Annotated in this window: 15 protein-coding genes; all 15 read left to right on the top strand. The window is 43.9% G+C overall.

The window, feature by feature from the left end:
• The first annotated feature begins 11 nt into the window (after positions 1-11).
• The 15 genes from BCV39_RS01810 to BCV39_RS01740 all read left to right on the top strand — a co-directional run bounded on the left by BCV39_RS01810 (position 12) and on the right by BCV39_RS01740 (position 17,834).
• A complete protein-coding gene (locus BCV39_RS01810) occupies positions 12-1,235 on the top strand; it encodes a type II secretion system F family protein (RefSeq protein WP_102432804.1) in 1,224 nt (407 codons plus the stop codon).
• Between the two features lie 3 nt (positions 1,236-1,238).
• Entirely contained in the window at positions 1,239-1,694 is a 456-nt protein-coding gene (locus BCV39_RS01805; RefSeq protein ID WP_048657954.1) for a hypothetical protein, read from the top strand.
• Positions 1,695-1,773: 79 nt separating this feature from the next.
• Positions 1,774-2,349 carry a prepilin-type N-terminal cleavage/methylation domain-containing protein gene (locus tag BCV39_RS01800; RefSeq protein ID WP_048657956.1) on the top strand — a complete coding sequence of 192 codons (576 nt, stop codon included), beginning with the start codon at positions 1,774-1,776 and terminating at the stop codon, positions 2,347-2,349.
• A 35-nt stretch (positions 2,350-2,384) separates the two neighbouring features.
• Positions 2,385-2,876: a type II secretion system protein gene (locus BCV39_RS01795; RefSeq protein ID WP_102432803.1), complete on the top strand. Its 492-nt coding sequence runs from the start codon at positions 2,385-2,387 to the stop codon at positions 2,874-2,876.
• A gap of 122 nt (positions 2,877-2,998) precedes the next feature.
• A complete protein-coding gene (locus BCV39_RS01790) occupies positions 2,999-3,496 on the top strand; it encodes a type II secretion system protein (protein ID WP_102432802.1) in 498 nt (165 codons plus the stop codon).
• Positions 3,493-3,855 (top strand): type II secretion system protein, encoded by a 363-nt coding sequence (locus tag BCV39_RS01785; RefSeq protein WP_102432801.1) that lies wholly within the window; start codon positions 3,493-3,495, stop codon positions 3,853-3,855. Before BCV39_RS01790 ends, BCV39_RS01785 begins: the two co-directional genes overlap by 4 nt.
• Positions 3,855-4,577: a prepilin-type N-terminal cleavage/methylation domain-containing protein gene (locus BCV39_RS01780; protein WP_102432800.1), complete on the top strand. Its 723-nt coding sequence runs from the start codon at positions 3,855-3,857 to the stop codon at positions 4,575-4,577. Before BCV39_RS01785 ends, BCV39_RS01780 begins: the two co-directional genes overlap by 1 nt.
• Positions 4,567-5,025, top strand: a complete 459-nt coding sequence (locus BCV39_RS01775) for an MSHA biogenesis protein MshP (protein WP_102432799.1) — start codon at positions 4,567-4,569, stop codon at positions 5,023-5,025. Before BCV39_RS01780 ends, BCV39_RS01775 begins: the two co-directional genes overlap by 11 nt.
• On the top strand, positions 5,022-9,176 hold the full coding sequence (locus BCV39_RS01770; protein ID WP_102432798.1) for a DUF6701 domain-containing protein: 4,155 nt from the start codon (positions 5,022-5,024) through the stop codon (positions 9,174-9,176). Before BCV39_RS01775 ends, BCV39_RS01770 begins: the two co-directional genes overlap by 4 nt.
• 150 nt (positions 9,177-9,326) lie before the next feature.
• Positions 9,327-10,370, top strand: coding sequence for a rod shape-determining protein (locus tag BCV39_RS01765; protein WP_017062957.1), 1,044 nt, complete (start codon positions 9,327-9,329; stop codon positions 10,368-10,370).
• A 94-nt stretch (positions 10,371-10,464) separates the two neighbouring features.
• On the top strand, positions 10,465-11,352 hold the full coding sequence (mreC, locus tag BCV39_RS01760) for a rod shape-determining protein MreC (protein ID WP_048657962.1): 888 nt from the start codon (positions 10,465-10,467) through the stop codon (positions 11,350-11,352).
• Positions 11,342-11,830 (top strand): rod shape-determining protein MreD, encoded by a 489-nt coding sequence (gene mreD, locus BCV39_RS01755; RefSeq protein WP_004735926.1) that lies wholly within the window; start codon positions 11,342-11,344, stop codon positions 11,828-11,830. Before mreC ends, mreD begins: the two co-directional genes overlap by 11 nt.
• A 7-nt stretch (positions 11,831-11,837) precedes the next feature.
• The gene (locus BCV39_RS01750) at positions 11,838-12,461 is read left to right on the top strand and encodes a Maf family protein (protein WP_102432797.1); all 624 of its coding nucleotides are present in this window, start codon (positions 11,838-11,840) and stop codon (positions 12,459-12,461) included.
• Between the two features lie 20 nt (positions 12,462-12,481).
• The gene (gene rng / locus BCV39_RS01745; protein ID WP_017061363.1) at positions 12,482-13,951 is read left to right on the top strand and encodes a ribonuclease G; all 1,470 of its coding nucleotides are present in this window, start codon (positions 12,482-12,484) and stop codon (positions 13,949-13,951) included.
• Positions 13,952-13,961: 10 nt separating this feature from the next.
• Entirely contained in the window at positions 13,962-17,834 is a 3,873-nt protein-coding gene (locus BCV39_RS01740; protein ID WP_102432796.1) for a YhdP family protein, read from the top strand.
• Positions 17,835-17,843 lie beyond the last annotated feature (9 nt).

Here is a 17,843-nt window from a genome sequence, read left to right as displayed (position 1 = left end):
GGTAGAGTGATATGCCAACGTATCGTTATGTAGGTCGCAGCTCTGATGGTAGCCAAGTAAGTGGTCAATTGGATGCGAATAACGAAGATCTTGCTGCTGAAAGTTTGATGAGCAAGGGGATCATTCCAACCTCTATCAAACTAGGTAAAAGTGGCGGTTCAGTCTTAGATATGGATGTATCGAGCCTGTTCTCTCCGAGTGTACCTTTAGAGGTGTTGGTTCTGTTTTGTCGACAGTTATACAGCCTAACCAAAGCTGGCGTACCACTATTACGGTCGATGAAAGGCCTTACCCAAAACTGTGAAAATAAGCAGTTGAAGGCTGCTCTCGAAGAAGTGGTTGCTGAGCTAACTAATGGTCGAGGGTTGGCGGCATCGATGCAGATGCACTCTAAGGTGTTTAGTCCGCTGTTTGTCTCGATGATTGGGGTTGGTGAAAATACCGGTCGTTTAGATCAGGCTCTACTTCAGTTAGCTGGATACTATGAGCAGGAAGTTGAGACTCGCAAGCGAATCAAGACCGCGATGCGTTATCCAACGTTCGTGATTAGCTTTATTCTGATTGCGATGTTCATTCTTAACATCAAGGTGATTCCGCAGTTCTCTAGCATGTTTGCGCGCTTTGGCGTCGACTTGCCGCTACCTACACGTATCTTGATTGGTATGTCGGAATTCTTTGTGAATTACTGGGGCTTAATGCTTGGCGTGATCTTTGGCCTTATTTTTGCGTTTAAAGCCTGGGTTAAAACAGACAAAGGCTTGGAGAAGTGGGACCGATTACGCTTAAAAATGCCGGTTATTGGCGGGGTAGTGAATAGAGCACTATTGTCACGCTTCTCACGTACGTTTGCTTTGATGCTAAAAGCGGGCGTGCCACTAAACCAATCGTTAGCTTTATCCGCTGAGGCTTTGGATAACCGTTTTCTAGAGCTTCGAGTTCAAGCAATGAAGTCAGCCATTGAAGCCGGTAGTACGGTCTCATCGACCGCGGTCAACAGCGAAATTTTCACACCGCTAGTGATACAAATGATTTCAGTTGGTGAAGAGACGGGTCGTATTGATGAGTTGCTACTTGAAGTGGCTGATTTTTATGATCGCGAGGTCGATTACGATCTAAAAACCTTAACCGCCAGAATTGAACCCATTTTGTTAACCATCGTTGCGGGCATGGTGCTGATTTTAGCACTAGGTATATTCTTGCCGATGTGGGGCATGTTGGATGCAATCAAAGGCTAGGTGATGCTAAATAACCTACAACGCTCACGTTTTGTTATTTGGACTGTGGTTATTCTTTTTCTTATTGTCGGTGTGCTTTCGGCATTTAAAACGGTAGAAGAAGAAGCGACTAATACGGCATTTATTGTGGCGAGCAAGCGGATTTTAGAACAAGCCAATTTGTTCAAACAGCAGTATTTGTTATCAGGCTCCGAGCAAAACAATGATCCGGAGCACCCCAAAAGTTATAGTCGAACAGGCTGGTTAAAACCGATTCAAGGTACGGAGCGAGACTGTAATTATTGGCTGGATCAATTGTATCCCCAAGGGAGCATTTTAGGGCTAAGATCTCCAAGTGTTGAAGATAAAAGTGATAACATACTGTTTCACTGCGCTTATCATTATGCTGATAAGTATCAGCTAGATATATTGCTCGAAAAAGAAAGGTTTAGTGTGAAAGCCAATATTTTGGCTTTGTGAAAATATTGACAGTTTTTGTATGGTTTTATACGTGCGCGAATGTATAATGCGCGTTAATAATTAGATGAGTAGGTAGAAAATGCTTAAGAATCAAAAGGGTTTCTCCCTTGTCGAATTAGTGATAGTGATCGTGGTCGTTGGTTTATTGGCGGTTGCTGCATTACCTCGTTTTCTCGATGTAACTGATGAAGCCAAGAAATCAAGCATTGAAGGTGTCGCTGGTGGTTTTGCGACCGCTGTTTTGTCGGCAAGAGCACAGTGGGAAGCAGAAGCAAGACCGTCAGAGAAGATTGGTGTTGAGACATACAATACTGTAAATTATGATGGTGTTGATTTTTGGTTAACAAGATCAAAGAACAGTAGCAACGTCGATACTGACTTTCGAGATGGCTATCCGTGGACTCTGAACAATAATTCGAGCACCGCGCCACAAGATATTTCAGATGAAACATGTTCTGAGTTGATGGAAAACTTGCTGCAAAATCCACCTAAAGTGGGTCCTATCTCGGATGTTGCTAACGACTCAAACTACAAGTATTCAGCGCAAGCAAATTCTGGTGATGCAACCTGTACTTACGTTCAATTGGAAGGTAGTACAGAGCATGAATTTGTTTACGAAATTAAAACTGGTCGTGTGACCGTAACTTTGCAGTAAGTCTGCGTAAAATTAAACATAGAGAGAGCTTAACTATGAAAAGACAAGGCGGTTTCACCCTAATCGAACTAGTGGTTGTAATTGTTATTCTAGGTATTCTTGCTGTAACTGCGGCACCACGTTTCCTAAACCTGCAAGATGATGCTCGTGAGTCTTCACTTCAAGGTCTAAAAGGTGCAATTGATAGTGCTGCTGGTATCGTTTATGGCAAAGCTGCTGTAGAGGGCGTTGAGTCTCAAGAGTACACAGCAACGCCAACTCCAGAAGTAGAAGGCATTACAACTTCTTTTGGTTACCCAACAGCGGATGCTGATGGTATTGGTGCAGCAGTTGTTGGCTTATCTACAGATTGGGCTGTAACTGCTAGTGTTGCAAATACCAGTATTACATACTCATTTGTAGGTGCTAATGCTAACGCAGCGGCATGTGTCGTTACTTATACGCAAGCTACTGGTACAACAGCGGCAAGTGCTGCAACTACTACTGTAAATTTAGGTACTGCAACTGATGGCTGTGGTGGTGACTAGATTTTTGTTCTAGACCAGCTTCGGCTGGTCTTTTTTTGTATCTAATATGTTTAAACTGCTACTTTATCCTTCCATACAGTAATTTATAATCTAGATAGTCAAATTAACCAATTAAGGCTTATATGAATACAAAGCCAAACAAAGGTTTCACTCTAGTAGAATTAATTGTGGTGATTCTTTTACTTGCGATTATCTCTGTGACAGCTATCAGCCGATTTGGTGGTCGCCAAATTTATGAATTATATGCTCTTCAAGAGCAGGTCTCTTCTGTTATACGACAGATTCAGCTCAATAGAATGCAATCGAATATGGATATGTCTGTGTCAGGTGCTGAAAGTTTACGTTTAGTAGCTGCGAACAATTGTATCGGTTCGCAATCTGCTTGTGATAACACATCTGAAACAAGAAGTGATGTTATCGTTAGTGATGATTATAGTTTCGCGTCTGTACCTACCTCTAGCTACACTTTTCCAATCGAATTCAACCTTTTAGGTAACCCTGAAAATACCGCCTCATCTGGTGTTCAAATTACCATCTCATCCAATAATAGTTCAGACAAGGCTTGGGTTTGTATCAATTCTCAAGGTTTTGTTTATCCAAGTAATCAGGTATGCCCATGAAGTACGTAAATAGTGGCTTTACGCTTATCGAGTCGATCATTGTTATTGTACTACTTGGTTTTGCAATGCTCGCATTTACTACTTTTCTTGCACCACAATCCGCGCTTTCAGGGCAAGTGAATTATTCCAACCGAGCTTCAGCATTAGGTCAAAGTATTATGACTGATCTTTTAGCTCGAGATTACGGCTCGGTTAGCTCAGGGACTCCAATTGAAATCGGTAGCACTTATACTAATTTTGATGTGGATTTGGTTGTTGACAACGATACACCAACTGCTTCGATGCAGAAATTTACGTTAACAATCACCGCAAGCAATAATCCTCCTATCACCTTAGTTGCTTACAGAGGGGAGTATTGATGAAGGGGAAAGGGTTTACGCTTATAGAGATGATTTTAGCTATTGTCATCTCAAGTATCGTCTTGCTTGGTGTCGCGAATTTTACTGAGCTTGGTATGAGAGGCTATTTTGGCTCTGTAGAACGCTTTCGACTGCAAACTGAAGCCAGGTTTGTATTGGAAAAGCTTTCTCGTGAAGTTAGGCATGCTGTACCTAACTTGTTCCCTGCTTCTGTAAGTAGCGGTTGCGTATCATTTTATCCAATTGTTGACTCGGGTTTTTATGCTATATCGGGGGCAGATATTAACTTCTTAGTTAGTGATACTGGAGCGACAAGTAGTTCATTACAATCTATGTCTTTGGTTATAAATCCGACTAGACCACATACGGATATCAGTAACCTCAATAATATATACCCCCTTGATAGTGTGGTTCCTCCGAGCGCATCCGCTGCCTATTTTTCTATTCCAAATGGAGCTAACACTCTTGTTAGTGAATCTGTAGGTAAAAGGCACTACATTTTTGACTCAACTAACCTTGTGGAGTATTGCCTTACGAGTAGTAATTTACTAACTCGTAATGGTGTCACAATAAGTGATCGAGTTATGAGTGAGAATAGTACTCTGAGTTATCAACCTGCGGATGTTCAGAGTAATGGTGTTGTTGAGTTGACTCTCGAGTTTGCAGAAAATAATGAGTCCACAGTGTTTGAGCAAGATATACAGGTGATTAATGTCCCGTAAAGCAAGCCAAAGAGGTAGTGCGCTAGTCATGGTCATCTTTATTATCGTGGTGCTTGGTTTCTTAGCGACAAGTTTGAGTCGAACGAGTTGGTCAGATAGTGATTCAAACACTCGAGTTGTACTTGGTACACAAGCTTGGTTACTCAGTCATTCTGTTAATGAGTATGTTATGACTCAGTTTTATCCGGACCCTGATCCTCAGGCTTCTTCTGCTGTTGCTAGTGTTTGTAGCAGTAACGATCTCCAGCCTGGTGGTGGGATTTTTACGGTAGCAAGCTCTATGGTTAACACCGCTCCGGTGAATTGTTCTCTTGAGCGAATACAGTGTTCCAATCGGGGAGAACTTGATGGCTTTGTTTTCTATGTTCTAGAGTCTTCGGTAATTTGCGGTTCCGGTGTGAGCCAAGTGCAACGTAATCAAGAACTTTGGGTGAAGGAGGCTGAATGAAGCATCTAAGTATAATATTTGCGCTGCTATTTTTTTCTTTTCCTGCTTTCGCAGATTTTTCTTCGTCTCAATGTAGCTCACTTCATGCTGGAGACGATTTCTCTGTATGGTTTAAATTAGATCCTTCATCTGGGCAAGACACTATTTATGCAACCAAAAGGAACGGTGGTAGCCCGACGCCAATTTGGAGCAATGATAGTGGCGTTCGAAACCCTGTCATTGATGATAATGAAACATTAAATGGTGAGTTTTATGAAGTTTGGCTTGAATATGAAAGTAGCTCGAATAAGTCAGGATGGCTAACTTATAATTTATGGGAAGGAAACTCTTGGCGACAAGTTGGTTCGCCTCAATTTGCTGACCTTTCAGGGCTTTCTGCAGCGATTGCTGTATCGGGAGATGGAGCGAGTGAGGTTCAGTGTGATGATGGTATAACTCAACCACCACCAAGCTATGTCTCGCAAGCGCAGTACCAGTTTGGAGTTGCGCAATGTACAGGCTCAGAATGTAAGATTCCTCTAAATAAACCCTTCACGAATACACCACTTGTGTTCGTAATGCCTACTATTACTTCAAATAATCCTGACTTAGATGCTCCCGCAACGTTAGTTGTAACTAATGTTACGAAAACGGAAGCCACTATCGAGCAAATTAAAGCGCCTAAAAATGGTGGGGGCGCTGATTTAAACAGCCAGCCAATGACTGAGGTGAGCTATCTTGCCATCGAGCCTGGTGTGGCTGATTTTAATGGTCATGAAGTTATTGCTGGTTACTTGGATACGAATAGATACAAATCAAAAAATGGCACAAATGGTAATGCCGAGTCCGTTGCATATTCTACATTTGGAGCCCAACAAGCTTTTAATTCCCCAGTTGTTCTTCATCAACTTCAAACAAGGAATAATGGTAGTAGATGGGTGACATCCGGAAAACTTCTTGGGGGCAATGACAATAATGAAGCGAGGCTATTTTTAGAGTTATCGGCATCAAGAGTTGGCAATAATTACCAAGAAGAACGGGTGGGTTTTATCGCAACAAATTCCACAAGTGGCTCAATGCTTGAAGTCAATGGGTACAGGGTTCAATTTGCAAGAGGGTATGATACACCCAGTCAAAACGGTAATGACCCAATGTTGGATGGCTGTGAGGATAAGTATGCTACCACCTCTCTAACGAATGTTGATGGAATCATCGCCAATAAACAAGAGCGGGCTGGTGGACACGGAGGCTGGTTGCGTCGATGTAATATCAATAACGATCAGGTTAGTTTTGTTGTCGATGAAGACTTTAGAGACCGCACGCATATACCTGAAGAGGTTGGTTACTTTGCTTTTGAAATGGAAGATGTTCCATTAGATATATGTGATGTTGCTCCATATGTGGTTCAGTCTTGGGGGGATAATAGTAGCTTATTATGGACTTCAAATACGGCCTCGATTCAGATTGAAGGTACCTACCAGTCTAGTGGGCAAGTAGGCATATGGGTTGACCCGACAAACCCAACCGTTAACCCAAAGACACAATGTGATGGCAAGGAGTGTGTAGAGAACTCATCGCTATATATAACTGAGCCTAATATTGTCGATCTAGATTTACCAACAGGTCAAAATGTGGATGCCGGTTGGCAAGAAATCAACTTGGTTAGCGGTAAGTATAATACAGTATCCGCTGGAGGTTCAGGTACGATTAACTTGACTGGGGATACCTATTATATTGAGCATTTGATTGTAGGTGCTAGCGGTAAAATAATATTATCTCAAGATACTAAAATCTATGTGAATAGTTTTGAATTGTCGGGGACTGGGCAGGTCATCAATAACGATTTTAAACTATCTATATGGGCTGAAAATTATAAAGGTCATAATGCGTTAGTCCAAGTAGAAAGGAATTTGAATGCGCTTATTTTTAGTCGTGATAAAGTCCTTGTTGCTGGTGGTAACGGCCTTATAAATGGTCGAGTAACTGCGAAAAATATAGAATTACGACCTGATGGGAAAATTATTGATAATGGCCAGTTTTGTCCTGTGCAACCATCAGATTATCAATTGGATTTGACGCCTAACAAAGACTTCTCTCTATTGTGTGAAACTCCACAAGTGACGGTCACCGTAACTGATTCTCAAGGGAATCCAGCCACTGAGCAAGTTGAAGTTTATATTACGACACCTACCGGCATAACCGTTGATAGTGTTATTGAGGGACGCCATAACGGTGGCAACTCTTATTCGACAAATTTATCTGGGATATTAACACTCGGTTTGGATGCTGACTCAATTGGTACTTATAAAATTGAGGCTGAACTGGCGTCAGACTCCAATCAAAGTGACTCTGGCGACTTTTTAGTATCACTATACAAGTTTGAAGCAAGCGATATATATGCTGTAGCCGGTCTGGCTGCGAGCTTTGACCTGAAAGCTTTGGCTTGTAAAGATGATACGGCAACACCTGTTTTAGGCTATCAAGGGGATAAAACTCTCAATGTCTCGGACTTTTCATTGGTGAACCCCACTTCTACCCAGGGAGCCGTTGATGGAAACTTATTGGTAAAAAGTAAGAGCGACTGGAGCGATACCTCGGTAGTCTTTGAATTTGACAGTTCCGCTCAAACTACTGGTTCAATTATTTACAGCGAAGCGGGTAAGGTTAGCTTCAAACTTTCCGATCCTACTTTTGAATGCCCTACAGGATATGATTGTGAAGATAATGACGGTGAAAGTTGGGATGCATTAGAAGGTGTCGTCGATGTCTATGTCAGACCTTGGAAATTTGCCATCTGCACGAGCAATAATTCTGATGGAAACAGTAGTGGTGGGAGTGCGTTTGCTGCTGCTGGGGAAGAGTTTGACGCGTTTGCTAAACCTATTCGGTTCACGAGTGATGCAAGTCAGCAATGTAATAATAGCTTGGTAACACAAAACTATTTGCTTTCTTCAGGTGCAGTAGGTGCAACTCATACATTAGATACACCTAGTAACAGTGGTGCAGTGTTAGGGAGTTTAGAGCCGACTAGTCAACTTACTCAATCTAGCTCAGATATAGTACTTGCTGATAACGGCTATAAATTTAAAAATCTAAAATACTCAGAAGCGGGTAGCTTTAACTTCATTGCGACAGAAACTGGGAGTTTCTACGGTTCAATTTTAGGTGGCTTCTCTGGCAGTAAATCAATTGGCCGCTTCTATCCGAAGTACTTCCTGCAAGAGAACCCTGAATGGAATGTCGCGAATCAAAACGACATTGCTTATTTGAGTCAACCTTACGACTCAAGCGTTCATCAAGTGTATCCAATGGCATCTGGTGAAAGCAGTGTTGGTAGCGCGCTTAATAACTATCAATTTTTCGCCTCGAGCCTACAAGCTAATTTTGGTGTTCTAGAGGATACAGCTGTCGATAATCGGTTCTTACTAGATACTGATGCTGGGTCTTGGTTTACAGAACGCAAGCACTGGTTGTTGAGTGATAGTGCCGCTGTTCTTGAGCGAGTTACGGATTCTGATGGGGTTAGCCGCAAGGATAATCCCTTTAATACATCGGATACTAACTCTACCGTTACTCATTTCGGTTTAACGGTAGGCGGTGCTGATCCTGTGTCATTTACGGACTCTGACCCTGTTACTGATTCGGCAGTATTCCCAGTCCAACCTCCGGCCCGCTATGGTCGAATGGCGCTCGATGATATTGGTGGCAATTCCGGTTCTACTTTAACGATTCCACTTCGTGCTGAGTTTTGGAATGGCAGTGAGTTTGTTGTTAACGAGGATGATGACCGTAGCACATTCAATGGGGCTAATTCTTGTAAACAAGTGATCTGGCATAGCGACGGTGCGACAACCACGTTAGCTTCGCTTAACGGCAATGACAGCGTAGATGATGGAGAGGAAGACGTAGCTGCGAACCAAAACACGCCTTCTGGTACAGATGCACCTCGTGAGCAAGTCCGCTTGTGGTTAAGAATGGATGACTCAAAACCAACCACTAAAACTAGTGAAAACTCTATTACTTGCTCAGGTAGCGATCAAGAGCAACCATGGTTGCGCTACAACTGGCGACAGTTAGGCGATGAAGATCCCTCTACCGTAGTCACATTCGGCATCTACCGCGGTAACGATCGAGTGATCTATCGAGGAGAAAGTGGCTTAACAGGTCAGTAATAATATAATTTTTGCCCCTTAAGTTAGGAATCTGTAAGAAATTACGGGTTTCAGTCCATGTTTGTACTTCAATGCCTTGCCGTAACAGCAAGGCATTGGTACATTTAGTGCAATTTTTGTCTTCTAATTCTTGCAGGATGAGCGAAGAATATGTTTAAAAAACTTCGTGGCATGTTTTCAAACGACCTATCGATTGATTTAGGTACAGCCAATACCCTTATTTATGTAAAAGGCCAAGGCATTGTTCTTGATGAGCCTTCAGTTGTAGCTATTCGCCAAGATCGTGCGGGTTCTGCAAAGAGTGTCGCTGCTGTTGGTCACGCTGCTAAGCAAATGCTTGGTCGTACGCCTGGTAACATCTCAGCGATCCGTCCAATGAAAGACGGTGTAATTGCCGACTTTTACGTAACGGAAAAAATGCTTCAGCACTTCATTAAACAAGTGCATGACAACAGTGTGCTTAAACCAAGCCCTCGCGTTTTGGTTTGTGTTCCTTGTGGTTCTACGCAAGTAGAGCGTCGTGCTATTCGTGAATCAGCATTAGGTGCTGGTGCTCGTGAGGTTTACTTAATCGATGAGCCAATGGCTGCAGCGATTGGTGCTGGCCTACGTGTCTCTGAACCAACAGGTTCAATGGTTGTTGATATCGGTGGTGGTACTACTGAAGTTGCGGTTATCTCACTGAATGGTGTGGTTTACTCGTCTTCTGTACGTATCGGCGGTGACCGTTTTGATGAAGCGATCATCAACTACGTTCGTCGTAACTACGGCAGCTTGATCGGTGAAGCGACGGCAGAGAAGATCAAACACGAAATCGGTTCAGCTTACCCTGGCGATGAAGTAGAAGAGATCGAAGTACGTGGTCGTAACCTTGCTGAAGGTGTGCCTCGTAGCTTTAGCCTAAACTCAAACGAAATCCTTGAAGCACTTCAAGAGCCTCTATCTGGCATCGTATCTGCAGTAATGGTTGCACTAGAGCAGTGTCCGCCAGAGCTAGCTTCTGATATCTCAGAAAACGGTATGGTACTAACAGGTGGTGGTGCACTGCTTAAAGACCTTGATCGTCTGTTAACAGAAGAAACAGGCATCCCTGTTGTTGTTGCAGAAGAGCCATTAACGTGTGTTGCTCTAGGTGGCGGGAAAGCTCTAGAGATGATCGACATGCACGGCGGCGATCTGTTCAGCGAAGAATAATATCTAGTGTTAGGCTCTTTTATTATCTAGTTTTATGTAAAGAGCCTAGGACCTTGTCTATAGGAACAAATGTAGCTCTAGGACCAAATATAGAATGAAGCCAATTTTTGGTAGAGGTCCCTCTCTACAATTGCGCCTGTTTTTTGCTGTAATTTTATCAGCCAGCCTTATGCTGGCTGATAGTCGTTTAGATGCTTTCTCAAATGTCCGCTATCTATTGAACAGCATGGTTGCGCCTATCCAGTATGCAGCCAACTTGCCTCGCACTATGTTCGATGGTGTATATGACCGTTTTAGCACTCGCAAAGGGCTAATCGAATCCAACCATAATATTAAACGAGAAGTCTTGCGCCTGAAGAGCGAACTGATTCTGCTTGAGCAATATCAAGAGGAAAACAAACGCCTTCGTAAGCTATTAGGCTCACCGTTTATCCGTGATGAGAAGAAAGTCGTCACAGAAGTTATGGCCGTTGATACTTCACCCTATCGTCACCAAGTCGTGATCGACAAAGGTCAGATTGATGGAGTATATGAAGGTCAACCGGTGATCAACGAGAAAGGCATTGTGGGTCAAGTGACCTTTGTTGCTGCTCATAATAGCCGTGTCCTTCTACTCACTGATGCAAACAATGCGATTCCCGTGCAGGTTATTCGTAATGACATCCGTGTGATTGCTTCGGGGAATGGCATGATTGACGAGATCCAGCTAGAGCACATTCCAACCAGTACTGATATACAGGAAGAAGATCTGTTGGTGACATCGGGTCTTGGTGGGGTGTATCCAGAAGGTTACCCAGTCGCCTATGTTACTGCCGTTGATTACGACCCGAAACGAGAATTCGCCGTTATCAAAGCAGAGCCTGTGGTTGAGTTCGACAAGCTCAGATACTTGCTGCTTGTATGGCCTGATGAAAATAAACAGATGCAAGCGGATCAATCCAGCATAGAACAAGCATTGTTAGAGGATGAAGATGGCCAATAGCGTTTTAAGAAGCAAGGTCGTAATTGGCTGCTCATTTTTAGTAGCCCTTATTCTGCAAACGATCCCTTGGCCTGGTAGCTTAGATCTATTTAGACCATCTTGGTTGCTGCTGGTTACGTGTTACTGGGTTTTGGCTCTGCCACATCGTGTTAACGTAGGTAGTGCTTTGATTCTAGGCTTATTGTGGGACCTTTTGATCGGTTCTACTCTGGGTATTCGAGGTATGATGATGGCAATAGTGATGTACATTATTGCCATGAACTTCCTCGTTATTCGTAACATGGCGCTATGGCAGCAAGCGATGATCATTGCTGCGTTAACGGTGTTGTTTGAGGTATTGATCTTCTTTGGTGAATATTTGATCCAAGATGTCGTTTTCAACCCATTATCGCTATGGAGCGCATTGATAAACTGTATACTTTGGCCTTGGATGTTTTTATTAATGAGACGCGTGCGTCGCCATTGGCATGTGAGGTAGTGTGACAATGCAAAAGAAACATTTAGTTTTGGCATCCGGTTCACCACGCCGCAAAGAATTACTATCGCAACTCGGTTATGAGTTCTCTGTCCTTGTAACCGATGTTGAAGAGTGTAAACACGCTCAAGAAACCGCCGAAGAGTATGTTAAGCGACTATCTTTAGATAAAGCCTTAGCGGCATTGTCTTTATTGAAAGATAACCCTTCTGAAAGGCAGCATGTCGTTCCTAGTTCTGATACTGTAAGTAATGGCTCTGAGATAGTCGTTCTTGGTTCTGATACCGTCGTTGTTAGTCAAGGGCAAGTGCTTGAGAAGCCTAGCGATTTTTCTGACTCTAAGCGTATGCTTACTCAGTTAGCGAATGAACGTCACCAAGTGATGACGGCGGTTTCTGTGGTTTCAGAAGAAAAACAAAGAACAGAAATCATTATTACCGACGTATGGTTTAAACCCCTCAGTGAAAAAGAAATAGAACAATACTGGCAAACAGGGGAGCCATGCGATAAAGCCGGTAGCTATGGGATCCAAGGTTTGGGCGGACGCTTTGTTACCCGAATTGAAGGTAGTTATTACGCCGTTGTCGGCTTACCTTTATTTGAAACGGACCAGCTACTGCAAGAATTCTTATAATTACTAATCTGAGGTGCACCATGAGTGCTGAATTGTTGCTGAACGTGACCCCGAGTGAAACTCGTGTGGCCATGATTGAAGGGGGGGCTCTTCAAGAGATCCATGTCGAACGAGATGCTCGACGCGGTATCGTAGGAAATATCTATAAAGGACGTGTAAGCCGTGTTCTTCCGGGAATGCAGGCGGCTTTTGTGGATATAGGCCTTGAAAAAGCAGCTTTTTTACACGCCTCTGATATTGTTCCACACACTGAATGTGTTGCTGAAAATGAAAAGAAGCAGTTTCAAGTTCGTGACATTTCAGAGCTTGTTCGTCAAGGGCAAGACATTGTGGTGCAAGTGGTCAAAGACCCTCTTGGAACTAAAGGTGCTCGCCTAACCACGGATATCACTCTACCGTCTCGTTATCTGGTATTTATGCCGGGCGCAAGTCATGTCGGCGTTTCCCAACGAATCGACAGCGAGTCTGAGCGTAACCGTCTTAAAAAAGTCGTGTCTCGTTACTGTGACGAACACGGTGGCTTCATCATCCGCACTGCGGCTGAAGGCGCTGACTCGAATGAACTTGCACAAGATGCCGCTTTCTTGAAGCGACTTTGGCTAAAGGTTCTTGAGCGTCGTGGTAAACACAAAGCGCGCACTCGCTTGTATGGTGAACTTTGCCTAAGCCAACGTATCTTGCGTGATTTTGTCGGTACTGAGCTGAGTAAGATTCAGGTCGATTCTCGTCTAGAGTATGAAAACCTAAAAGAGTTTACCTCTGAATACGTGCCAGAGCTGACAGACAAGCTTGAGCTGTATGAAGGTGATAAACCTATCTTTGATATGTACGATACCGAGAACGAAATTCAGCGTTCATTGGATCGTAAAGTCGAATTAAAGTCTGGTGGATATTTGATTATTGACCAAACTGAAGCGATGACCACTGTTGATATCAACACTGGCGCGTTTGTTGGTCGCCGTAATCTAGAAGAGACGATTTTCAACACCAACGTAGAAGCGACTCAAGCGATTGCTCGCCAGCTACGTCTGCGTAACCTAGGTGGCATCATCATTATCGACTTTATTGATATGTTGTCAGAGGAACATCGTAAGCGAGTACTAACTTCTTTAGAGGCTGCGCTAGATAAAGACCGTGTGAAAACCAATATTAATGGCTTCACGCAGCTTGGTTTGGTTGAGATGACTCGTAAACGTACTCGTGAAAGTATTGAGCATATCCTGTGTTCGAGCTGTCCTGCTTGTGAAGGTCGCGGCAGTGTGAAGACCGTTGAAACCGTTTGTTATGAAATTCTTCGAGAGATCACGCGAGTGAATCGTGCATATGACGCCGATAAATTTGTGGTTTATGCGGCAGCTGCCGTAGCTGAGGCGTTAGAGGGCGATGAATCTCATGCGCTTGCTGAGCTTGAAGTCTTTATTGGTAAGCAAGTTAAAATCCAGGCTGAGCCTCTGTACATACAAGAGCAGTTTGATGTTGTTATGATGTAATGGAAATTTTGTGAGCTCAAGCGTTACTCTGATTCTACGTGCATGTTTATGGTTAGTGGTTACTCTCTTAGTAACGCTAGCCATTGCCGTAACTACACTGCGTGTAGCCTTACCCAATTTAAATAAGTATCAATCTGAAATTGAGCTTTGGGTAAACCAACATTCCGGTTTTGATTTTTCAATTCAAGACGTGGGCGGTTTTTGGCGTAACACTCACCCTTCTATTGCTCTGCAAGGCGTTAAAGCCAGCCTTCCTAATGCAGAAGATGTGACCTTTTCTGTCGAGCGTGTTGAAGTCGAGTTTGACTTGATTCAATCGCTTGTTCAAATGCGTCCGGTTGTGGCCGATTTGGTCATGAATCAAATGTATCTTGATATCCGTTCTATTGATCTGTTTGCCGGGCAAAATGGCAAAGACGAACCTAAAGATCCCGGTTCTTCCAAGCGAGTGGTACAAGAGCTCGATAATTTACTGCTGAAAACTTTGGTGGATGTGACCGCTAAAGATTCCTCTCTTTTGTATCGCACTATCTCTGATGAAGAACGTCAGCTTGATATCGAAACTCTGAAATGGCAAAACTCTGGTAAGCATCACCTTGCGGAGGGTGTGGTAAGTATCAAAGATGCCAATCTAAACTCTTTGTCAGTGAGTGCTAACTTTGTTGATGGCGGCTCGTTAACGGATATGACGGGCGAGTTTTATGTCAGTGCAGACAGCATTTCGGTTAAGCCTTGGTTAACTCGTTATATGCAGGCGGAATCCGGCATTGAGACGGGCACTGTGAGCTTGAATAGCTGGCTAACACTGCGTAATAGCAAACCTGTGAGCGCTTATGTTGAAGTTCTGCCTTCAGAGTTGACTTGGAAGGAAGATGGTAAGCATGACCTGATGCTTGAGTCAGGTATCTTTAAGTTGTCTCCGATTGATGATGGTTGGCAGGTAAATGGTCACTCACTTAATTTGAGAACTGACGATACGCCTTGGCCTGAGCTCGACGTTGCGTTCAAGTGGAACCAAGGTCCTTGGGAGCTCAATGTCTCTGAATTAAACATTGAGACAATTACGCCGTTGATTAAGCTGATGCCTGACTCTGAACAATCAACCAAAATGATCAACGTATTGGCGCCGGGCGGTACTGTTTCTGATATCCGTGTCTCAATGGATTCGGGAATCGATAGCCTACGCTACTCTGCCAGCTTTTCTGATCTTGCGATTGAGCAATGGGATTTAGTTCCAGGTTTTAGCCAAGTGTCAGGCAGTGTGTTTGGTTCGGCTTCGGAAGCCAAAGCTAGTCTGCATGTGATTGATGATGTGTTCCCATATGGTGATGTTTTCCAAGCCCCTTTGAACATCAAGCAAGGTCAGGTTGATATTGTTTGGCAGCAGGATGAAAACGGCTGGAAACTGTGGTCGGATAAAATCACGGCAGCCACACCAGACTTACAAGTACTAGGCGCATTTCGCTTAGACTTTCCAAAGGATGCGAGCCCATTCTTATCCTTCTATGGCGAAGCGGACGCTTACAATGTAGGTGAAACATGGCGTTACCTGCCGACACTGGCACTTGGACAAGACCTGACCGATTACCTTTCAACTGCGATTCAAGCCGGTAAGGCTGATACCGTAAAGCTATTGTGGCATGGTGATTTATCTCATTATCCCTACACTAATCATGATGGTATTTTCCAAGTTTGGGTCGGATTAGAAGATGCTAAATTCAGCTTTGATACAGCATGGCCATTGATTACCGACCTTCAGCTCGATCTGCTATTTGAAAATGATGCAATGTATCTAGATTCTCGCTCAGCACAGCTGATGGATGTGACTGCAGATCGCATCACTGGACGTATTCCTTATCTAGGGGAAGGCGGTCATATTGAGATTGAAGCCAAGGCAACGGCGTCTGGCAATGCGGTGCGTGATTACATGACGGCTTCGCCACTGGTTGACTCAGTAGGGGCCGCGTTAACCGCACTTCAAGTGAGTGGTGATGTCTCTTCCGAGTTCCAGCTCAATATTCCGTTTGATTCTGAAAGAGAAGCAAGAGCATGGGGTTATGCTGACCTTAGTGGTAACCATGTTGAGATTGAAGCGCCGCCAATGGTGCTTGAGAACACCACGGGCCGTATCGAGTTTGATAATGACGTAGTGACAGCAAATGGCCTCGCCGCTGATTTGCTTAAGCAAGGGATATCGCTTGATTTTAAAGGTCAGAATGATGGCCCTGGCTACGCAGTTGATATCGATGTGTTAGGCGATTGGGATGTTAAACCTTTAGAACCTTACATTGGTGAACAATGGCTAAGTCGCTTATCTGGTCATGCGCAGTGGCAAAGTCAGATTGATATCCAACTGAATGACATCGGTTTTACCTACCAATTGGATTTGCAGTCTGATTTAAAATATCTCGCGAGCGATTACCCATATCCATTGGCCAAAAAGTCATTGGAAAGTGGCTCTGCAAGGCTACAAGCATCGGGTAACCAAGAGTCGATTACTGCGCGTTTGCAACTGCCGAATACTAAGTACCAAGCTGAAATCGATATTACAGGTGATGTGCCTGAGTTAACGGCGACTAACTTAGTTCTGGGTCGTGGTGGCTATAAAATTAGCCCTGTTGTGGGTCATCATGCACTGATTCGTACTGACAAGTTTAATGCGGATGATTGGTTATCTGTCGTGATGGAACCTGTACAGCCGTCAACCGCTGTGCTGAGTCAAATGAACACGCCAACCATTCCTGCGCCAAGTCGTGTGACCTTCGAAAGTAAAGAGCTGATTCTAGGTGGTATCTCTTGGAATGACGTTGATTTTAGTGCTCGTAAGAACAAGCAAGCTTGGCAAATGGAAGTGTCTAGCCAAGAGTTAGAAGGCGATATTAATTACCTGCCACCTTACGATTTGACCGTTTCACTGGATCGTCTACATCTGTTCGTTCCTGAGTGGAGCGACAAGAAAAATCAAGAACAACTGCTGCAACGTAAAGCACAAGAAGCGCCATTGATCTCTCAGCTAGATAGGAAGATCCACGATGTGATGCCAAACCTGACCCTGACGTTGAACGACTTTTGGCTACAAGGCTACAAGGTTGGTAAGGTCGATGTTGAAATGACGAGGAACGAAGACCGTATCGAGTGGAACAAAATCCAGGTTCGAAGTGGTGGCAACAAAGCGGATGTGAGTGGCTGGTGGGAACTGCAAGGTGACAAGAGTCATTCATCATTAACCGTTGATGTTGAAGGTGAAAACAACAGTGAGTTGATGGAACGCTTTGGTATCACTTCAGGAATTCAAAAAGCACCATTTGCGTTAGAAGCTCAACTTGGTTGGGATGGTTCGCCTTGGGGCATTAAGATGGACACCCTTGATGGCAACGTGAAAACCAAGTTTGGTAAAGGCATTATCTCAGATGTGAGCGGCGCGGCTCGTCTACTTGGTCTGTTTAGCCTAGATTCGATCATCCGTAAGATGCAGCTCGATTTCTCAGATGTGTTTGATAAAGGCATGGCATTCAACAGCATCACAGGTACGGGCGAGATCCAAAACGGTATCTTCCTGACTAATGACTTGAATATGGATGCGGTGGCGGGTGAGATGAAGATCAAAGGCATCGCCAACCTAAATACGCGTCAGGTTGATGCAGAAGTGAACTTTACTCCAGATATCACTTCTGGAATTCCGGTATTAACGGCTTTTGCGGTAACCCCTCAAACGGCGCTGTACGTATTGGCGGTGACCACGGTTATTTCGCCGGTTGTTGAAGTCTTTACCCAAGTTAATTATTCGGTGAAAGGGCCATTGGATTCACCAACGGTGAGCGAGCTTTCTCGTAGCTCCGGTGAGTTCCAGCTACCAGAGAAACTCAGAAAGTTAGCCGAATAGGCCTTATAT

Source organism: Vibrio sp. 10N.286.55.E10 (genome assembly GCF_002872555.1).
Classification (GTDB): Bacteria; Pseudomonadota; Gammaproteobacteria; order Enterobacterales; family Vibrionaceae; genus Vibrio; species Vibrio crassostreae.
Note: the sequence above shows the minus strand (reverse complement) of the source record. Positions and strands in the feature narration are given on the sequence as shown.